Annotated in this window: 19 protein-coding genes; 14 read left to right on the top strand and 5 right to left on the bottom strand. The window is 62.7% G+C overall.

Annotation, left to right across the window (positions count from 1 at the left end; genetic code table 11):
• Positions 1-131 precede the first annotated feature (131 nt).
• Entirely contained in the window at positions 132-650 is a 519-nt protein-coding gene (locus tag ACU8HS_RS04910; RefSeq protein ID WP_112572836.1) for a glycosyl transferase, read from the top strand.
• Positions 651-936: 286 nt separating this feature from the next.
• A complete protein-coding gene (locus ACU8HS_RS04905; RefSeq protein ID WP_112572834.1) occupies positions 937-1,251 on the top strand; it encodes a hypothetical protein in 315 nt (104 codons plus the stop codon).
• Between the two features lie 20 nt (positions 1,252-1,271).
• Here the strand turns inward: ACU8HS_RS04905 and moaB are convergent, their stop codons facing one another.
• The 4 genes from moaB to ACU8HS_RS04885 form a co-directional block, all read right to left on the bottom strand.
• Entirely contained in the window at positions 1,272-1,829 is a 558-nt protein-coding gene (gene moaB, locus ACU8HS_RS04900; protein ID WP_447015881.1) for a molybdenum cofactor biosynthesis protein B, read from the bottom strand.
• The gene (locus ACU8HS_RS04895) at positions 1,829-2,722 is read right to left on the bottom strand and encodes a 4-(cytidine 5'-diphospho)-2-C-methyl-D-erythritol kinase (RefSeq protein WP_447015497.1); all 894 of its coding nucleotides are present in this window, start codon (positions 2,720-2,722) and stop codon (positions 1,829-1,831) included. Before ACU8HS_RS04895 ends, moaB begins: the two co-directional genes overlap by 1 nt.
• A 4-nt stretch (positions 2,723-2,726) precedes the next feature.
• Positions 2,727-4,556: a tetratricopeptide repeat protein gene (locus ACU8HS_RS04890; protein ID WP_447015496.1), complete on the bottom strand. Its 1,830-nt coding sequence runs from the start codon at positions 4,554-4,556 to the stop codon at positions 2,727-2,729.
• 198 nt (positions 4,557-4,754) lie between these two features.
• A complete protein-coding gene (locus ACU8HS_RS04885; RefSeq protein ID WP_112706375.1) occupies positions 4,755-5,771 on the bottom strand; it encodes a polyprenyl synthetase family protein in 1,017 nt (338 codons plus the stop codon).
• Positions 5,772-5,880: 109 nt separating this feature from the next.
• On the opposite strand from ACU8HS_RS04885, the gene ACU8HS_RS04880 reads away from it, so the two are divergent.
• Both ACU8HS_RS04880 and ACU8HS_RS04875 read left to right on the top strand, forming a co-directional pair.
• Positions 5,881-6,108 carry a putative signal transducing protein gene (locus tag ACU8HS_RS04880; protein ID WP_112572824.1) on the top strand — a complete coding sequence of 76 codons (228 nt, stop codon included), beginning with the start codon at positions 5,881-5,883 and terminating at the stop codon, positions 6,106-6,108.
• Positions 6,109-6,112: 4 nt separating this feature from the next.
• A complete protein-coding gene (locus ACU8HS_RS04875; protein WP_112706376.1) occupies positions 6,113-6,889 on the top strand; it encodes a methyltransferase in 777 nt (258 codons plus the stop codon).
• On the opposite strand, the gene ACU8HS_RS04870 is transcribed toward ACU8HS_RS04875, so the two are convergent.
• Positions 6,886-8,229 (bottom strand): Nramp family divalent metal transporter, encoded by a 1,344-nt coding sequence (locus tag ACU8HS_RS04870; protein ID WP_112706377.1) that lies wholly within the window; start codon positions 8,227-8,229, stop codon positions 6,886-6,888. The genes ACU8HS_RS04875 and ACU8HS_RS04870 overlap by 4 nt on opposite strands.
• Before the next feature lie 222 nt (positions 8,230-8,451).
• Here ACU8HS_RS04870 and ACU8HS_RS04865 point away from each other — a divergent pair, with 222 nt between their 5' ends.
• The 10 genes from ACU8HS_RS04865 (at position 8,452) to ACU8HS_RS04820 (ending at position 17,154) form a co-directional block, all read left to right on the top strand.
• Positions 8,452-9,312: a S49 family peptidase gene (locus ACU8HS_RS04865; protein ID WP_447015495.1), complete on the top strand. Its 861-nt coding sequence runs from the start codon at positions 8,452-8,454 to the stop codon at positions 9,310-9,312.
• Positions 9,313-9,331: 19 nt separating this feature from the next.
• Positions 9,332-9,523: a hypothetical protein gene (locus ACU8HS_RS04860; RefSeq protein ID WP_112572817.1), complete on the top strand. Its 192-nt coding sequence runs from the start codon at positions 9,332-9,334 to the stop codon at positions 9,521-9,523.
• A gap of 59 nt (positions 9,524-9,582) precedes the next feature.
• Entirely contained in the window at positions 9,583-9,708 is a 126-nt protein-coding gene (locus ACU8HS_RS04855) for an AbrB/MazE/SpoVT family DNA-binding domain-containing protein (protein WP_113414747.1), read from the top strand.
• 103 nt (positions 9,709-9,811) lie between these two features.
• Entirely contained in the window at positions 9,812-10,204 is a 393-nt protein-coding gene (locus tag ACU8HS_RS04850; protein ID WP_113414748.1) for a PIN domain-containing protein, read from the top strand.
• An 82-nt stretch (positions 10,205-10,286) separates the two neighbouring features.
• Entirely contained in the window at positions 10,287-11,246 is a 960-nt protein-coding gene (locus ACU8HS_RS04845; protein WP_112572815.1) for a glycine--tRNA ligase subunit alpha, read from the top strand.
• A 101-nt stretch (positions 11,247-11,347) separates the two neighbouring features.
• Positions 11,348-11,899 carry a LemA family protein gene (locus tag ACU8HS_RS04840; RefSeq protein WP_113414749.1) on the top strand — a complete coding sequence of 184 codons (552 nt, stop codon included), beginning with the start codon at positions 11,348-11,350 and terminating at the stop codon, positions 11,897-11,899.
• 83 nt (positions 11,900-11,982) lie between these two features.
• Positions 11,983-13,254, top strand: a complete 1,272-nt coding sequence (locus ACU8HS_RS04835; protein WP_112572811.1) for a 3-phosphoshikimate 1-carboxyvinyltransferase — start codon at positions 11,983-11,985, stop codon at positions 13,252-13,254.
• A gap of 37 nt (positions 13,255-13,291) precedes the next feature.
• A complete protein-coding gene (locus ACU8HS_RS04830; RefSeq protein ID WP_447015494.1) occupies positions 13,292-15,229 on the top strand; it encodes a DUF2207 domain-containing protein in 1,938 nt (645 codons plus the stop codon).
• A gap of 92 nt (positions 15,230-15,321) precedes the next feature.
• Positions 15,322-16,593: a phosphoribosylamine--glycine ligase gene (purD, locus tag ACU8HS_RS04825; RefSeq protein WP_112706381.1), complete on the top strand. Its 1,272-nt coding sequence runs from the start codon at positions 15,322-15,324 to the stop codon at positions 16,591-16,593.
• A gap of 108 nt (positions 16,594-16,701) precedes the next feature.
• The gene (locus tag ACU8HS_RS04820; RefSeq protein WP_447015493.1) at positions 16,702-17,154 is read left to right on the top strand and encodes a plant virulence effector HPE1-like domain-containing protein; all 453 of its coding nucleotides are present in this window, start codon (positions 16,702-16,704) and stop codon (positions 17,152-17,154) included.
• Positions 17,155-17,461: the final 307 nt, after the last annotated feature.

Here is a 17,461-nt window from a genome sequence, read left to right as displayed (position 1 = left end):
CCAGCGGCGGAAGAGGCTCGATCCCGCTCGGTTCGATGATTAAATTCCTATCCGCAAAACCAGAACATTGCAAGAACAAAATAAGGAAAGTGGCGCTGGCAAAATTTTGAGCGACGCTCTATAAACAGGCAATGTTGACCGTTGTTCTCGAATGCCAGGATCAGGAACCTGAACTGGCCCAGACTTTATCCGCACTGGTGGCAGGCGCCGTGGAAGGTCTCGTCAGCGATGTGGTCGTGCTCGATCACGGCTCGCGCGACGGCACCGCGCGGGTGGCGGATGCTGCCGGCTGCCGGTTCCATTCGCAATGGGATATCAAGGACATCATCCGGTCCGCCCGCGGCGAATGGCTGCTTTTCGTCGAGCCGGGGGCAAGGCCGCAGGCGGGCTGGATCGACGAGGTCTCGGAATATGTGGCCTTGAACAAGGTTCCCGCGCGCTTCACCGCCTCGCGCGGCTATCGGCGCCCCTTTCTCCAGCGCGTCGGCCGCGCCAGGCCGCCCCTGGAACTCGGCCTGCTCATGCCGAAGAAACTCGCCATTTCGGCGGCCAAGAGCGGCATGCGCCTTGCCGAATTCGTCAAGGCACAGAAGCCGCGCCAGCTCTCCAGCGAATTGATTCCCTCCTGGGTCGCCCGCGCCGCGCGCTAAGGCATTTCCGGCGAAAACGGAGTGGCCTTCAATGCTTGGCTCATTGTTCTCTATGCAATTCCGAACGCAAGGCCGGTTCCCGCTTTTGCTGGAATTGCTCTAGCGGCCGCATCGTTCGGCGACACTGCGCAAAGATGGCGCCCAATCAAATTTCGCGCTATAATTGGCCATGGCGCCGTCGAAGCGCCGCGCTTCGCAGCGGATCGCCATGGAATGCCGGTGAACGGCAGAACAGGTCGGCGAAAATCTCCTCTTCTGCCGGGTTTCCGGCGAAAGGAGGTGCGTCATGCTACGCAATATGGTTCACGGTCTGCTGGCCGTCCTGTTGTCGACATTGGTGATCGCGCATCCGCATCCGGCAGCATCGCAGATGATGCGCAGTTGCGCAGGCCGATCCGAGATCGTCAAATTCCTGGACAGCAACTTTGCTGAAAAGCTCACGGCAGTCGGACTGATCAACCAGAACGCCATTCTTGAGGTTTATGCCGCCAAGAGTGGCACCTGGACGCTCATCGTCACGAATGTAAACGGCGTAAGCTGCGTGCTGCTGTCCGGGGAGAGCTGGGAAACGATGCCCACCCTGCCCGGCCTTGCGACATAGGCAATGCCGCTGATGAGGTTTCACATCTGTTTCGTCGCGCCGCGTTTGAGGTGCTCGTCCAGCCGCGGCATGATCTCCACGAAATTGCAGGGCATGTGGCGATAGTCGAGCTGCGCCTTCAAAATGCCGTCCCATGCATCCTTGCAGGCACCGGGCGAGCCCGGCAGCACGAAGACGAAGGTAGCGTTCACGATGCCTGCCGTCGCGCGCGACTGGATCGTCGAGGTGCCGATCTTGTCGTAGGAAATACGGTGGAACACGGCCGAAAACCCGTCCATCCGCTTTTCGAAGAGCGGCTCCAGTGCGTCAGGCGTCACGTCGCGGCCGGTAAAGCCTGTCCCGCCGGTGGTGATGACGACGTCGATCTCCTTGGCTTCCGTCCAGGCGCGCACGCGTGCGGCGATCCTCTCGCGGTCGTCGGGCACGATGTCGCGGTCGATCAGCTGATGTCCCGCCTCGGCAATCCGGGCTGCCAGCGTATCGCCGGATTTGTCGTCTTCCAGCGTGCGTGTGTCCGAAACGGTCAGAACCGCGATGCCGAGCGGTATAAACGCCCGTTTTTCGTCCAGGCCTGCCATCATGCACCTCCAGCAAACGTCTCCGTCGCCTGGAAATACCAGTCCGGGCGGGCGGCGTGAAGACGCTCGGCGGCACGCAGCGCAGCAACGGGCGTCTCGAAAATGCCGAAGCACGTCGCGCCGGAGCCGGACATGCGGGTGAATTGCGCGCCTTCCGCCGCGAGCATGTTGGAAATCTCGCCGATTTCCGGCACCAGCTCGCGCGCCGGTGGTTCGAGATCGTTACGTGTCGCCCGGATGACTTCCATCCAGTGCGGCGTCTTCATCAGGACCAGCGGAGGATTGTTCTTGGTGGCGAGGCGCCGGAAAATCTCGGGCGTCGAAACGCCCTTCAGCGGATTGGCGAGCACCATGGCGAAGGAGGGCAGGGCATCGGCCGCCTCTATCTCCTCGCCGATACCGCGGGCGATCAGCGGCGTGCTTTTCAGGCACATCGGCACGTCCGCCCCAAGCTTCAGCGCAAGCGCGGCAAGGGTCTCGGCGGCAAGTCTTACGCCCCACAGGCACATCAGTCCGCGCAGCGTCGCTGCCGCATCGGCAGAGCCGCCCCCGATGCCTGAAGCAACCGGCAGGTTCTTTTCCAGATGGATGCGTACGGCTGGCGCTCCGCCTGCCGCCTCGCGCAGCAGGTCGCGCGCCTTCAGCACCAGATTGGTGCCGGGATCGTCGGCCAGCACATCGGCGAACTGGCCGGAAATCGTGAAATCGTCGGCATCGGCAGGTGCAAAGCCCAGCCGGTCGCCGTGGCGGGCAAATGTCACCAGCATTTCGAGAAGGTGATAGCCGTCCGGCCTCTGGCCCGTCACATGCAGGGCCAGATTGATTTTTGCGCAGGCGTCCTCGGTAACGGCGAAGTCGCCGGCCCCGAAAAGGGAAATGCCCGTTTCAGGCATGGAATCAGGATTTCTTGTCGACCGGCGGCGGCGTCACCGGCTGCGGGTCCGGCTGCTTCTTGTCGACGGTCTTGGCATCGTCGTCCTGCGCGGGCAGGCCGTTGGCGACCTTTTCCTTGATCTTCGGGATCTCGGATGCCTCGGGCTCGGAGGCGAGCGCCCGGTTCCACTGATAGACGGCTTCCAGCTTGCGGCCGACACGCCAGTAGGCGTCGCCCAGATGGTCGTTGATCGTCGCATCGCCGGCCTTGATCTGGGCTGCGTGCTCCAGCTCGTCGACGGCATCGTCGTAGCGGTTGAGGCGGAAATAGGCCCAGCCGAGCGAGTCGATGATGTAGCCGTCGTCGGGACGCAGCTCGACGGCCTTCTTGATCATCTCAAGGCCTTCGTCGAGATTGCGGTTCATGTCGATCCAGGAATAGCCGAGATAGTTCAGAACCTGCGGCTGGTCGGGATTGAGGTCGAGCGCCTTGCGGAAATTCGGCTCCGCCTGGTCCCACTTCTTCAGCCGCTCATAGGCGATGCCGCGCTGGAAGAAGACGCTCCAGTCGGCACGGCCGGGGAACGGGCCGATGATCTCGACGGCCTTGTCGTAATTGTCGGCCATCGCCTGATAGTCCTTGGCGTCGGACAGAACGCTGCCATAGGCGAGGTAGCTTCTGATGTCCTTCGGGTCGGAGGCGATCAGCGCCTGCAGATGCTTGCGGGCCTCCTCCACCTTGCCGCCCTGCGCAAGCGCAAGACCCAGCTGCAGTTCGGAAATGCGGCGCATCGGCGAATTGGCCGGCACCTTCTGGTAAAGCGCAATCGCCCGGTCCATCTGGTTCTGCTTTTCGGCAATGCCGCCGAGCAGCACCAGCGTATCGGCGCTGTTCGGATCGAGCGCATTGGCCGTCTGCAGATACAGCGAGACGATATCTTCGGCGCCGTCGCGGTTCAGCGCGCCGCCGACCGAGAACAGCACGCCGGCCGCCCCCTCTTCGGCGCTCTTGACCTGCTGTTCCTGCTTCTCGCCCTTTTCGATACTGTCGCGCAGCGCATTCAGCGGGGCGTAGTTCGGCAGCAGGTTGTCGCCGACCGAGACGGCGTCGAGCGCCTTCTGCTTGTTGCCCTGCGAGGCTTCGAGACGGGCGAGCGCCATGATGGCACGCATGAACGTATCGGGAGCGGTGGCGCCGCCTTCCTTGTCCAGCACGGCATCGTTCAGGTGCTGGCGGGCGGATTTGATGTCGCCGTTGACGATGGCGATCGCACCGGCATTGTAGTTCCGGAAGATGCGGACCCAATCCGGTCCCTTCATCTTCTCGACCATGGCAAGCCCTTCCTTGCCGCGGCCGGCGCCGACGCGCGCCCAGGCGAGCAGGAGGTCGTTCATCATGCGGTCGAGATCGTTCGGCCCGTCATATTTCAGGATCGATTCCGCCGTCTTGAAGTCGCCGCGGCGCATCGCGTCCATGCCGCGCACGATCGTGGTGATACGCTCGACGGTCGGGTCGCCCTTCAGGTCGTTGGCATATTTCACGCCGTCCTTGATATCGCCGTTGAGCAGCAGCGAGATCATCAGGCGCTGGCGGATTTCCGGATTGCCCGGCTCGATCTGCAGGGCCTTCTTGTAGAGCTCGATCGCCGTCGGGTAGTCGTGGTCCACATCGGCCGTGCGGGCAGCCAGGAAAGCGCCGGAGAAGGTGGAAACGCTGTCCGGATCGAAAGTCACGGCCGGGGCGGCATCGTCTGCTACCGCGTCTTCGGCATTCACGCCGCCAATACCGCCGAGCGAAAGGACCGCCGCCAGGGCTGCGCTCGAAAGGAGACGGGTGACAAATCTCTGCCGCATTAGAAAACCTTTCTTCAGGGACGACCGACTCGATGGGCCGACCGCAAAATCAGTTGAAAACACTGATTCACAACAGGATGGCTTTTTTGAAGCGCCCCTGCAAGAAATTCAGCCCTCGTTCAAGGACGTTTGATTGTGCCGCCGCACGAAACGCGCAGCTGCATTGCGGCGGCGTGATAGGTCATGCGCAGGCACGCCTCAGTTCACACGCTCGATGCAGAAGTCGATGACTTCCATCAGCGCCGATTTCCAGGCGCTGTCCGGCAGCGGCGCAAGCGCATCGCGGGCAATCGTGCCGTAATGGACCGCCCGCTGGATCGTGTCGTTCAGCGTGCCGTATTTGGTGATGAGGCCGAGCGCCTTTTCCAGATTGGCGTCGCTGCTGTTGCCGCCCTCGATCGCATCGCGCCAGAAGGCGCGCTCTTCCTGCGTACCGCGGCGATAGGCGAGGATGATCGGCAGCGTGATCTTGCCCTCACGGAAATCGTCGCCGACATTCTTGCCGAGATCGGCAGCCTTGCCGCCGTAATCAAGCGCGTCGTCGACGAGCTGGAAGGCGAGGCCGAGATTCATGCCGTAGGATTTCAGCGCGTTGCGGCCGGATTTGCCGGTTTCCGCGACGATCGGGCCGACTTCGGCGGCGGCGGCAAAGAGGGCCGCCGTCTTGGCGCGGATGACCGAGAGGTAGTCGTCCTCGGTCGTTTCCATGTTCTTGGCGACCGACAGCTGCAGGACCTCGCCCTCGGCGATGACGCAGGCCGCGGAGGAAAGCACGTCGAGCGCTTCCAGCGAGCCGACCTCGACCATCATGCGGAAGGCCTGGCCGAGCAGGAAGTCGCCGACGAGAACGCTTGCCTGGTTGCCCCAGATCGTGCGCGCCGTCGACTTGCCGCGGCGCAGGTCGCTTTCGTCCACCACGTCGTCATGCAGAAGCGTTGCCGTGTGCATGAACTCGACCGACGTGGCGAGCTTGATGTGGTTTTCGCCCCTGTAGCCGAACAGCGAGGCCGCCGCGAGCGTCAGCATCGGCCGCAGGCGCTTGCCGCCGGAGGAGATGAGATGGTTCGCCACCTCCGGGATCATCTGCACGTCCGAGCCGGCCTTGGAAAGGATAAGCTGGTTCACCCGCTCCATGTCGGCCCTGGTGAGGTCCACCAGCGGCTTGATGGAAGCCAGTTTGTTTTTGTTTTCTTCTAGCGGTATGACCACGCCCAACGACCCGGACTCCTGTTCATTCGTTGTCTTTGACAATAGAAAGGGGCGATGGAGGCGGCAAGGGGTGAATTGTCGCTGCCAGCAGATTCGGAAGGGAAAACGACGGCAAATGCATGAGCTTATCCGCGCAAACGATCCCGTTCTGCTCTCCTTTGCCGAGAGCCTCATGAAGGATGCGGGAATTGCCTGCTTCATCGCCGATCAGGGCATGAGCGTGCTGGAAGGTTCGCTCGGCATGTTGCCGCGCCGGCTGCTGGTCGACGAGGAGATGGCCGATCAGGCCCGCCGCATCCTGACCGATGCCGGTCTCGGCGGCGAGCTGCGCGAGCGGAAGTGACGATATGACCGGGGCGGTAACGGATACGATAGACGCCTTTCATCGCGGCCTTTTCCATATCGTCCAGCCGAAGGGAAGGGGCCACCGCGCCGGCATGGACGCCATGCTGCTCGCCGCCCTCGTTGCCGACGATCGGCCGGTCAGGGTGGCCGATCTCGGTGCCGGCGCAGGCGCTGCCGGCCTTGCCGTCGCCTCCCGACTTCCGAAAGCCGAAGTCGTGCTCTTCGAACGCTCGGCGGAGATGGTCGATTACGCCCGCCGCAGCATCGAGCTTTCCGACAATGCCCATATGGCCGGCCGCGTCTCGGTCGTCGAAGCCGATGTGACGCTGACCGCCAAAGCGCGCAACGACGCGGGCCTGACCGACGAAAGCTTCGATCACGTTATTATGAACCCGCCCTTCAACGATGCCGGCGACCGCCGGACACCGGATGCGCTGAAGGCCGAAGCCCATGCCATGACCGATGGTCTGTTCGAAAGCTGGATCCGCACGGCCGGCGCCATCATGATCCCGGGCGGCCAGCTTTCGCTGATCGCGAGGCCGCAATCGATCGCCGAGATCATCGACGCCTGCGGCCGGCGCTTCGGCGGCATCGAGATCACCGCCATCCATCCGCGCGAAGGGGAAAATGCCGTCCGTATTCTCGTGACGGCGATCAAGGGGTCGCGGGCGCGGCTGTCGCTGCGTGCGCCCCTTATCATGCACGAAGAGGGGAGCCACAAGTTCTCCCCTCTCGTCGATGATTTCAACAATGGCCGTGCGGCGTATCGCCGGCTCTAACCCCCGGTCACGAAGTCCAGGAGCAGCTTGACGTTCAGCCCGGCGATCACGACAGCGATCACGTAGGCAATCGCGCTCAGCCATTTCGGCGCGACCAGCTCTCCCATCTTCGCCCTGCTTGCCGTGAACATGACGAGCGGGAAGACGGCGAAGGAAAGCTGCAGGCTCAGCACCACCTGGGTCAGGATCAGCAGTTCGGCCGTGCCCTGGTCGCCGTACCAGATCGTCACGAAGGCGGCGGGAACGATGGCGATGGCGCGGGTGATCAGGCGGCGAACCCACGGCTTCAGGCGGATCTTCAGGAAGCCTTCCATGACGATCTGCCCGGCAAGCGTGGCCGTAACCGTCGAATTCAGGCCGCAGCAGAGCAGCGCGATGCCGAAGAGCGTGGGCGCAATGGCAAGGCCGAGCAGCGGCGACAGCAGCGAGTGCGCCTCGCCCAGTTCCACGATATCCGTCCGGCCGTTGGCATTGAAGGCCGCCGCGGCAAGGATCAGGATCGAAGCGTTGATCAGAAGAGCGAAGCAGAGCGCCACGGTGGAATCGATGGTCGCAAAGGTCAGCGCCTCCTTCTTCTCCGGCACGGTATGGCCGTAGGAGCGCGTCTGCACGATGCCGGAATGAAGGTAGAGATTGTGCGGCATCACCGTCGCGCCGAGAATGCCGAGCGCCAGATAGAGCATTTCCGGATTGGTGACGACTTCGGGCGTGGGCAGGAAGCCCTTGATGACGGCGCCCCATTGCGGGTCGGCAAGGAAAATCTGGACCGCAAAGCAGATCGCGATGACGCCGAGCAGCGTGATGATGAAGGCCTCGATCCAGCGGAAGCCGAGCCTCTGCAGCAGCAGGATGAGGAACACGTCGAGCGCGGTTATCAGCACGCCGATTTCGAGCGGGATGCCGAAAAGCAGGTTGAGGCCGATCGCCGTGCCGATCACCTCGGCAATATCGGTGGCGATGATGGCGATTTCCGCAAAGGCCCAGAGCGGCACGGCGACAAAAGGCGGGTAGGCGTCGCGGCAGGCCTGCGCCAGGTCGCGGCCCGAGCCGATCGCCAGACGCGCGCAAAGCGATTGCAGCACGATCGCCATCAGGTTCGAAAGCAGTGCGACAGTCAGCAGCGCATAGCCGAATTTCGATCCGCCGGCGAGCGAAGTCGCCCAGTTGCCGGGGTCCATATAGCCGACCGCCACCATGTAGCCGGGGCCGAGGAAGGCTGCCGCGCGCCGCCACGGGGAGCTGTGCCGTCCAAGGCCAATCGTACGATAGACGTCGGAGAGCGAAGCCTCCTCGCGCTCGGTGCGCCAGCCGCCCTTTGCATTCGGATTCAGAATGTCCATGCCATTTTCACCTGTTGAGCCATGCCGGCACTATGCCTGATTAGAATGATAATGCAAGTCATTCGCAACAAGAAAATCGAGAAGCGATGTTTTGGCCCTGCGGCCATTGCGTTTGCCGTTGCAGCGCATACATGCAATGCCCTTGTAATGTGCGTATGCATGCTGGCGCCGCCTGTCATGACGCCGGTTGTGGTGGGTGCCGATTGTGGTGAAGGAAGAGAAATGGCCGGATTTTTGAGAAAGCTGATGCCGAAGCGGTTTCGCAGGGATGGGATCGTCATCCCCGTCGTCAGGCTGCAGGGCGCGATCATCAGCGGCGGCGGCCAGTTCCGCCCGACCCTCAATCTCGCCAATGTCGCGCCGGTGCTGGAAAAAGCCTTCTCGATGAAGGATGCGCCGGCCGTTGCCATTGCCATCAATTCGCCGGGCGGCTCGCCCGTCCAGTCGCGCCTCATCTTCACCCGCATCCGTGAGCTGGCGCGGGAAAAGCAGAAGAAGGTGCTGGTCTTCGTGGAGGATGTGGCAGCTTCGGGCGGCTATATGATCGCGCTCGCCGGCGACGAGATCATCGCCGACCCCACCTCCATCGTCGGCTCGATCGGCGTCGTCTCCGGCGGCTTCGGCTTTCCCGAGCTTCTGAAGAAGATCGGCGTCGAGCGCCGCGTCTATACGGCGGGCGAAAACAAGGTGATCCTCGATCCTTTCCAGCCGGAGAAGGAAAAGGATATCGAATATCTGAAGAGCCTGCAGATCGAGATCCACCAGGTCTTCATCTCCATGGTGCGCGAGCGCCGCGCCGGCAAGCTGACGGACGATGCGACCGTCTTCTCCGGCCTCTTCTGGAGCGGCACGCGCGGCCTGGAACTCGGCCTGATCGACGGCCTCGGCGACATGCGCCAGGAACTGAAGAAACGTTACGGCCAGAAGACGAAGCTGCAGCTGGTCACGGCCGCCCGCGGCCTGCTCGGCCGCCGCATTCCCGGCGTGTCGCCGGTTTCGCTCGAAAGTGCGGCATCCGGTCTTGCATCGGGGCTTGTCGAAGCGGCCGAGGAGAGAGCATTGTGGAGCCGCTACGGGCTTTGACGGGAGGAGCGAGGGGGACATGGCACAACTTATCACGTTACTGATCCTCGTCTGCGCGGCCTGGTGGCTCTACCGCCGCTTCGTCTCCGACGCGCAGAAGCTTGCCGAGCGCTCGCGCCGCGCCCGCAAAGAGCATCAGACGGGCGCAATCGGCACGCTGGTGAAGGATCCGGCGACGGGCGAGTATCGTCTCAAGCGGGAAGACGAATAGAAGCTTCCTTGGAAAAGGCACGATGATATACAAAAATAGAAGTATATCACGAGGCGGCCATGCAAGTCGCAAAATGGGGAAATAGCCTGGCAGTCCGTATCCTTGCGAAAGTTGCCGATGCTCTGGGGCTGAAGGAAGGCGGCGATGTCGTCGTGCGGATTGCCGAAGACAATGCCTTTGAATAAAGAGGGACGATAGTCGCGAAAGGGCGCTGGAAAGGATTAGAAGCTCCAGGCCAACCTGCCGTCGGATTGGACGTTTGATCGCGACGAAGCAAACGCATCGCTGATGCCCTTTATAGACACAACCATCGTCGTCTATGCGTTCAGCGATGACGCCCGATCGGATAAGGCGCAAGCATTGCTGGCCGCTTCGCCGGTCATCAGCGCTCAGGTGCTGAACGGGTTTGCCAGTATCGGCCGCAAGACGCTGGCTATGTCGTGGCCCGAAATTCGGGAGGCGGTGGGAAGCATTCTGATATTGGCATCAGCCGTCGTGGCGCTGGATGACGATCTCACTATCGCCGCGCTCGATCTTGCTGACCGTTATCGCTTTTCATTCCATGACGCCCTGATTGTTGCTGCCGCTCTCAGGGCCGGTTGCGACCAGCTCTATTCCGAAGGCATGCCGGCCGGATTGATCGTCGAAAAGCAGCTGACGATCGTCAACCCGTTTCTGTAGCGTGCTCCGACGGCGGCCCTTGACCCCTGCGGCCCACCGTGGCACCTGTCGCGCTCATACTTCAAGCAATCGGTGCCATCCCATGTCCGCGACCATTCCAGACCATATGAACCCCAAGCGCTCGTTCCAGGCGCTGATCCTGACCCTGCATAACTACTGGGCGGACAAGGGCTGTGCGGTTCTGCAGCCCTACGACATGGAAGTCGGCGCCGGCACATTTCACCCGGCCACGACGCTGCGCGCCCTCGGCCCGAAGCCGTGGAAGGCCGCCTATGTGCAGCCTTCCCGCCGCCCCTCCGACGGCCGCTACGGCGAAAACCCCAACCGCCTGCAGCACTATTACCAGTATCAGGTCATCCTGAAGCCGAATCCGCCGAACCTGCAGGAACTCTATCTCGGCTCGCTCGCCGCCATCGGCCTCGATCCCCTGCTGCACGATATCCGTTTCGTCGAGGACGACTGGGAAAGCCCGACGCTCGGCGCCTGGGGCCTCGGCTGGGAATGCTGGTGCGACGGCATGGAAGTCTCGCAGTTCACCTATTTCCAGCAGATCTGCGGCATCGAATGCTCGCCCGTCGCCGGCGAACTGACCTATGGCCTCGAGCGCCTCGCCATGTATGTGCAGGGCGTCGATAATGTCTACGACCTGAATTTCAACGGCCGCGAAGGCGACGAGAAGATCAGCTACGGCGACGTCTTCCTGCAGGCCGAGCAGGAATATTCCCGCCACAATTTCGAATTCGCCAACACCGAGATGCTGCATCGTCACTTCATCGATGCCGAGAAGGAATGCCAGGCGCTGCTCGCCGCCGGCGCTCCCGGCGACAACGCCAACCAGCGCCTGCACAAATGCGTCTTCCCGGCCTACGACCAGTGCATCAAGGCCAGCCACGTCTTCAACCTGCTCGACGCCCGCGGCGTGATTTCCGTCACCGAGCGCCAGAGCTACATCCTGCGTGTGCGCACGCTCGCCAAGGCCTGCGGCGAAGCGTTCCTGCTGACGGATGCGGGTGGTTTTGACCTTGTGAACGCCGCAGCCTGAGCTGCCGTGGCGCGATGGAAGGTCGCGCCACACTCCCCGTTTGACGATATCTGCCAAACCTGCGTAGTCTCCGGCCACATTGGCTTTTCGGGGGATTCGCGATGTATATCGCTCTTGGCGTCATCGTTCTGATCGCACTCTACGTCATCTTCATTTATAACGGCCTCGTCCGTTCCCGCCAGATGGCCGAGGAGGCCTGGTCCGGCATCGATGTGCAGCTGAAGCGGCGCGCCGATCTGATCCCGAACCTGATCGAGACGGTCAAGGGCTACGCCGCTCACGAAAAGACGACGCTGGAAGAGGTGGTCGAGCTGCGCAACAGGGCGCAGGCCGTTCCCGCCGGCGATGTTGCCGGCAGGGCGCAGGCAGAAGGCCTGCTCGGCCAGGCGCTTGGCCGGCTGATGGCGCTGGCCGAAGCCTATCCCGATCTCAAGGCCAACCAGAATTTCGCCGAGCTGCAGGCCTCGCTGGAGACGATGGAAAGCGAAATCCAGATGGCGCGCCGCTATTATAACGGCGCTGCACGCGATCTGAACGTCAAGGTCGAGAGCTTTCCCTCGAACCTCGTCGCCGGCCAGTTCGGCTTTGCCAAGCGCGAATATTTCGAAATCACCAACGAGGCCGACCGCGCCGTTCCATCAGTCAAGTTCTGACCTTTGTCTTTGCGCAAAAGCTGCTATGAGCAGTCCGACAAGGCCGCTCGCGGCCGCTGCAATGGACGGAAGAGACAAGCGCAATGAGTAAAGCCAAGCTCACCATCATCCCGCCGGGCAAACCGCTCACCGGTCGTGCCGTGGTCCCGGGCTCCAAGTCGATCACCAACCGCGCCCTGCTGCTCGCAGGCCTTGCCAAGGGGACGAGCCGGCTGACCGGCGCTTTGAAGAGCGACGACACGAAATATATGGCCGAGGCGCTTCGGGCCATGGGCGTGCAGATCGACGAGCCCGACGACACCACCTTCGTCGTGACCGGCAGCGGCAAGCTGCATCAGCCGAAGGCGCCGCTCTTTCTCGGCAATGCCGGCACGGCGACGCGCTTCCTGACGGCGGCCGTCGCCTCCGTCGAAGGCACTGTCGTCGTCGATGGCGACGAGCATATGCGCAAGCGCCCGATCGGCCCGCTGGTCGCTGCGCTGAAGTCCCTGGGGCTGGACGCCGAGGCACCGACCGGCTGCCCGCCGGTGACGGTGCGCGGCAACGGGCATTTTGCCTCCGGCCGCGTCGAGATTGATGCCGGCCTGTCCAGCCAGTATGTCTCCGCGCTCCTGATGGCCGCACCGCTCGCCAATCCGGGCGCCAACGCGCCTGTCACGATCGCGCTTGCCGGCACCGATATCGGCGCTCGCGGATATGTCGATCTCACCCTTGCCGCCATGCAAGCCTTCGGCGCCAAGGTGGAGCAGCTCGACGCCGCGACCTGGCGCGTCCAGCCGACCGGCTATACCGCAGCCGATTTCGTCATCGAGCCGGATGCATCCGCTGCGACCTATCTCTGGGCGGCCGAAGTGTTGAGCGGCGGCAGGATCGATCTCGGCGTGGCGAACGATGCCTTCACCCAGCCCGATGCCAAGGCCTATGAGACGATCGCCCGGTTCCCGCACCTGCCGGCCGAAATAGACGGTTCGCAGATGCAGGACGCCATCCCGACGATCGCCGTTCTCGCCGCCTTCAACGAGACGCCGGTCCGCTTCGTCGGCATCGCCAACCTGCGCGTCAAGGAATGCGACCGCATCCGTGCGCTGTCGACCGGGCTCAACAATATCCGTGAAGGCCTGGCGGTCGAGGAGGGCGACGATCTGATCGTCCATTCCGATCCTGCTCTTTCCGGCCAGACGCTGCCGGCCGATATCGACACTTTTGCCGATCACCGCATCGCCATGAGCTTTGCGCTGGCCGGCCTGAAGATCAACGGCATCACCATTCTCGACCCCGATTGCGTCGGCAAGACCTTCCCGGCTTACTGGCGCACGCTGGCGGGGCTGGGGCTTGCCTACAAAGACGAGGCCTGAGCACGGTCAGGGCTGAACCGCAATCGGGGGAGGGCATATGGTCCGGCGGTTTTTCGGCATTTGTTTCGCACTGCTGCTGGTGCTGTCTGCGCGGGCAGCCATCGGTGCCGAGTTCATCGCCTCCTTCGATTCCGCCATCCAGCTGGAAAAGAGCGGGGCGATGACGGTGGCCGAAACCATCACCGTCAATGCCGAAGGCGATCGCATCCGGCGCGGTATCTTCCGCGATTTTCCGCTGACCTTCAGGGATGCGAGCGGCCGGCGCCGCAGCGTCGATTTCAGCGTCGTCTCGGTCAAGCGCGACGGCGTGGACGAGCCCTGGCATACGGAATCCATCGCGGGCGGCATTCGCATCTATGCCGGCTCGCAAGACGTGACGATCCCTGCCGGCCGCCATCAATATGCCTTCACCTACAAGACGAACCGCCAGGTCCGCTATTTCGACGATCATGACGAGCTCTATTGGAACGTCACCGGCAACGGCTGGATTTTCCCGATCCGCACGGCCACAGCCACAGTCACCTTTCCGCAGGGTGTTGTGCCCGAAGATGTCACCTTCTTCACCGGCCCGGTCGGGGCCACCGGCAAGAATGCCCGTTCCAGCATGGATGGCGGCCGGCTGATCGTCGCAACCACCGCGCCGCTTGGCGAAGAGGAAGGGCTGACCTTTGTTGCGAAACTGCGCAAGGGGGCGATCGATCCGCCGAGCGCCGAGCAGGAGAGCAGCTGGTGGTTCAGCGACAACCGCGACTATTTCATCGGTTTCGGCGGGTTGATCCTCGTCTTCCTCTATTATACGCGCTCCTGGCTGAAGGTCGGCCGCGATCCGGCGCGAGAGATCGTCGTGCCGCGCTGGGACCCGCCGGGCGGCATTTCGCCGGCACTCGTCAACTATATCGACAACAGGGGCTTTTCCGGCCAGGGCTGGACGGCGCTGTCGGCGACCGCGCTCGATCTTGCCGTGCGCGGCTACGTCACGCTGGAAGATCTCAAGGATTCGATCATCATCCGCCGCACCGGAAAACCGCTCGGCAAGGAAAAGCTTCAGGCCGGCGAGGCGGAGCTTCTGAAGGCGGTTGGCGGCAGCAATGATACGCTGACCATCGACAAGGCCAATGGCGAAAGGGTCAAATCCGTCGGCCAGACGTTCCGCTCTTCGATCGAACGGGAACATCGCGGCAAATATTACAATTCCAACGCCGGTTACGTCAGCGGCGGCGTGATTTTGAGTGCCGCCGCCCTGGTGACGCTCTTCGTTTTCGGGTCGCTGGAGCCGGATACGATCGCGCTGATGATCGTTCCGATCGGTATTTCCGTCTTCCTGTCCGTCTTCGTGGCCGGTTTTGCAAAGGCGCTGCATCGCGGCCGGTCGCTCGTCGGCAAGATCTTTGCCGTCATTGCCATCGCGATTGCCGTTTTCGTGGCCTTGAGCATTCTCTCGTCCATTGTGCTGGCGCTTGGCTCCCAGTTGATGGAGTTCCACGAAACGCCGATGCTTTTTGCGGTCGGCGGCATCGTGCTCCTCAACATCCTCTATTTCTTCATCATGGGCGCGCCGACCCCGCTCGGCGCCAAGATGACGGCCGGCGTCGATGGCCTCAGGCAATATCTGACGCTTGCCGAGAAGGACCGGATGAACATGGCGGGCGCGCCGCAGATGTCGCCGCAGCATTTCGAGACGCTGCTGCCCTATGCCGTGGCGCTCGGCGTCGAAAAGCCGTGGTCGCGCACGTTCGAAACCTGGCTGGCAGCCGCTTCCGCCGGGGCGGCCGCGGCCGCCTACAGCCCCGGCTGGTATTCCGGCAATTTCAACAGCGGCAGTTTTTCCGATCGCATCGGCGGTTTCTCCTCGTCGATGGCCTCGACCATTGCCTCCACCATTCCCTCGCCGCCGCCCTCCAGTTCGTCCTCCGGCTTTTCCGGCGGCGGCTCGTCCGGAGGGGGTGGAGGAGGTGGCGGAGGCGGGGGCTGGTAAGCTTTCTCGCTTGACCTTTCGGGCCTTCCCGCTTAACCGCCAGACCAACGGGCTAGGCCGGCAGGCCAAACGAGCAGCAAAAGGGAGCGGGCATGAAGGTTCTGTTGATCGGATCGGGCGGACGTGAGCACGCACTCGCCTGGAAGCTGGCGCAATCGCCGCTGATGACGGAATTCTACGCCGCGCCCGGCAATCCCGGCATCGCCGAACATGCGACATTGGTCGCCGTCGATGTCGATGACCATGACGCCGTCGTTGCCTTCTGCCGGGAAAAGGCAATCGACTTTGTCGTCGTCGGACCCGAGGCGCCGCTGGTTGCCGGCATTGCCGACCGGTTGCGCGCCGCAGGCTTCGCCGTCTTCGGTCCCTCTGCCGCCGCCGCCCAGCTTGAGGGCTCCAAGGGCTTCACCAAGGATATCTGCGCCCGCTACAACATCCCGACCGGCGCTTACCAGCGCTTCAACAACGCCCCGAAAGCCAAGGCCTATATTCGTGAGCAGGGTGCGCCGATCGTCGTCAAGGCCGATGGCCTTGCCGCCGGCAAGGGTGTGACGGTTGCCATGACGCTGGACGAGGCGCTGGCCGCCGTCGACGATTGCTTCGAAGGCGCTTTCGGCGAGGCGGGCGCGGAAGTGGTGGTCGAAGCCTATCTCGACGGCGAGGAAGCGAGCTTCTTCTGCCTCTGCGACGGCAGGAACGCCCTGGCCCTCGCAACCGCCCAGGACCACAAGCGCGTCGGTGAGGGCGATACCGGCCCGAATACCGGCGGCATGGGCGCTTATTCGCCGGCTCCGGTCATGACGGCCGCAATGACCGAACGCACGATGAAGGAAATCATCGAGCCGACCATTCGCGGCATGGCCGAAAGCGGCCATGCCTTCTCCGGCGTCTTCTTCGCCGGCCTGATGATTACGGCCAAGGGGCCGGAACTCATCGAATACAATGTCCGCTTCGGCGATCCGGAATGCCAGGTGCTGATGATGCGGCTGAAGAGCGATCTCCTGCCGCTGCTGCTGGCCTGTGCCAACGGCACGCTGGATCAGGTCGAGGCCGAATGGAGCGACGACCCGGCACTGACCGTCGTCATGGCCTCGAAAGGTTATCCGGGTTCCTACGAGAAGAACACGCCGATCCTCGCGCTGCCGCAAGCAGGCGAGGGCGAGAAGGTGTTTCATGCCGGCACATCGCTCAAGGACGGCGCGCTCGTCGCCACCGGTGGCCGTGTGCTGAACGTGACGGCGACCGGCCGCACGGTCGGCGAGGCGAAAGAGCGCGCCTATTCCCTGCTCGACCGGGTAAAATGGGAAAACGGCTTCTGCCGCCGCGATATCGGCTGGCGCGCGGTCGAGCGCGAAAAGGCATAGGGAGCGGGTGGGCAACGGCCCGTTTCGCTAAATTTTTACCTTTTCTTCTGACGGGATGGAAATAAAGCCGCGCTATTCTGGCTCCTGACATGAGACGGAGCGGGTGTGATGCGTCAGGTATTCTTCAGTGCGGTCTTTCTGCTGGCGGCGGGTTCGGCCATGGCCGGCTCGATCGAAGTGATCGGGCCTGACGCGCCGAAGAAAGCCGGCAGCATCCGTATCGAAACCTGCGCCCATTGCCCGCCGCTGCAGGCCGATCCTTCCAAGAGGGAATATACCGTGCCGACGCTCAGCCCCGGCGCTTTCCAGCAAGCCGAGGTCCGTGACATCGGTGGAGAGAGGAAGATCTACCGCACCGAAAACTGGATGGGCGGTTCCCCCGTCCTCTTCGTGAACAAGGCGACGCCCGAGCAGATGCTTGCGCTCGCTCCCGCAGTCCCCGGCGAAGGCATCGACAATGAAGCGACGGCTGCCGTGGTTGGCGGCGAGGCGAAGCCGCTCGCGGCCGGCATGGGCGCAACCGCACCTCTCGACGCTTCGAGGTTCGAGCTCCGTTTCTAATTCAGATCCTGCCGATCCGCTCCAGGTTTCGAACGCACCCTGAAGATAAGCAGGGTGCGTTTTCACTATTTAAATACGTATATCCTAATTTATGCGATTGCGATTGTGCGGAACTGCAACTTATACAAGTCTGCAAGAAGATACCCGTCAATTCTACTAGGGCTTCCGAGTAGAAGGCCCGCCATCGTTAAAAGATAATTTAATCATTCACCTTAATTTTACTTAGCGGGGGACCGGAGGACGCATGATTGCGCTAGCTGAGCACGCGATGTTTCGCGCGCAGGTCGGGAGTTGGCCGATCCGGGAT

This window comes from Rhizobium sp. KDH_Rht_773_N (assembly GCF_052946295.1).
The sequence above is the reverse complement of the archived record's forward strand: the minus strand, read 5'-3'. Positions and strand labels throughout refer to the sequence as shown.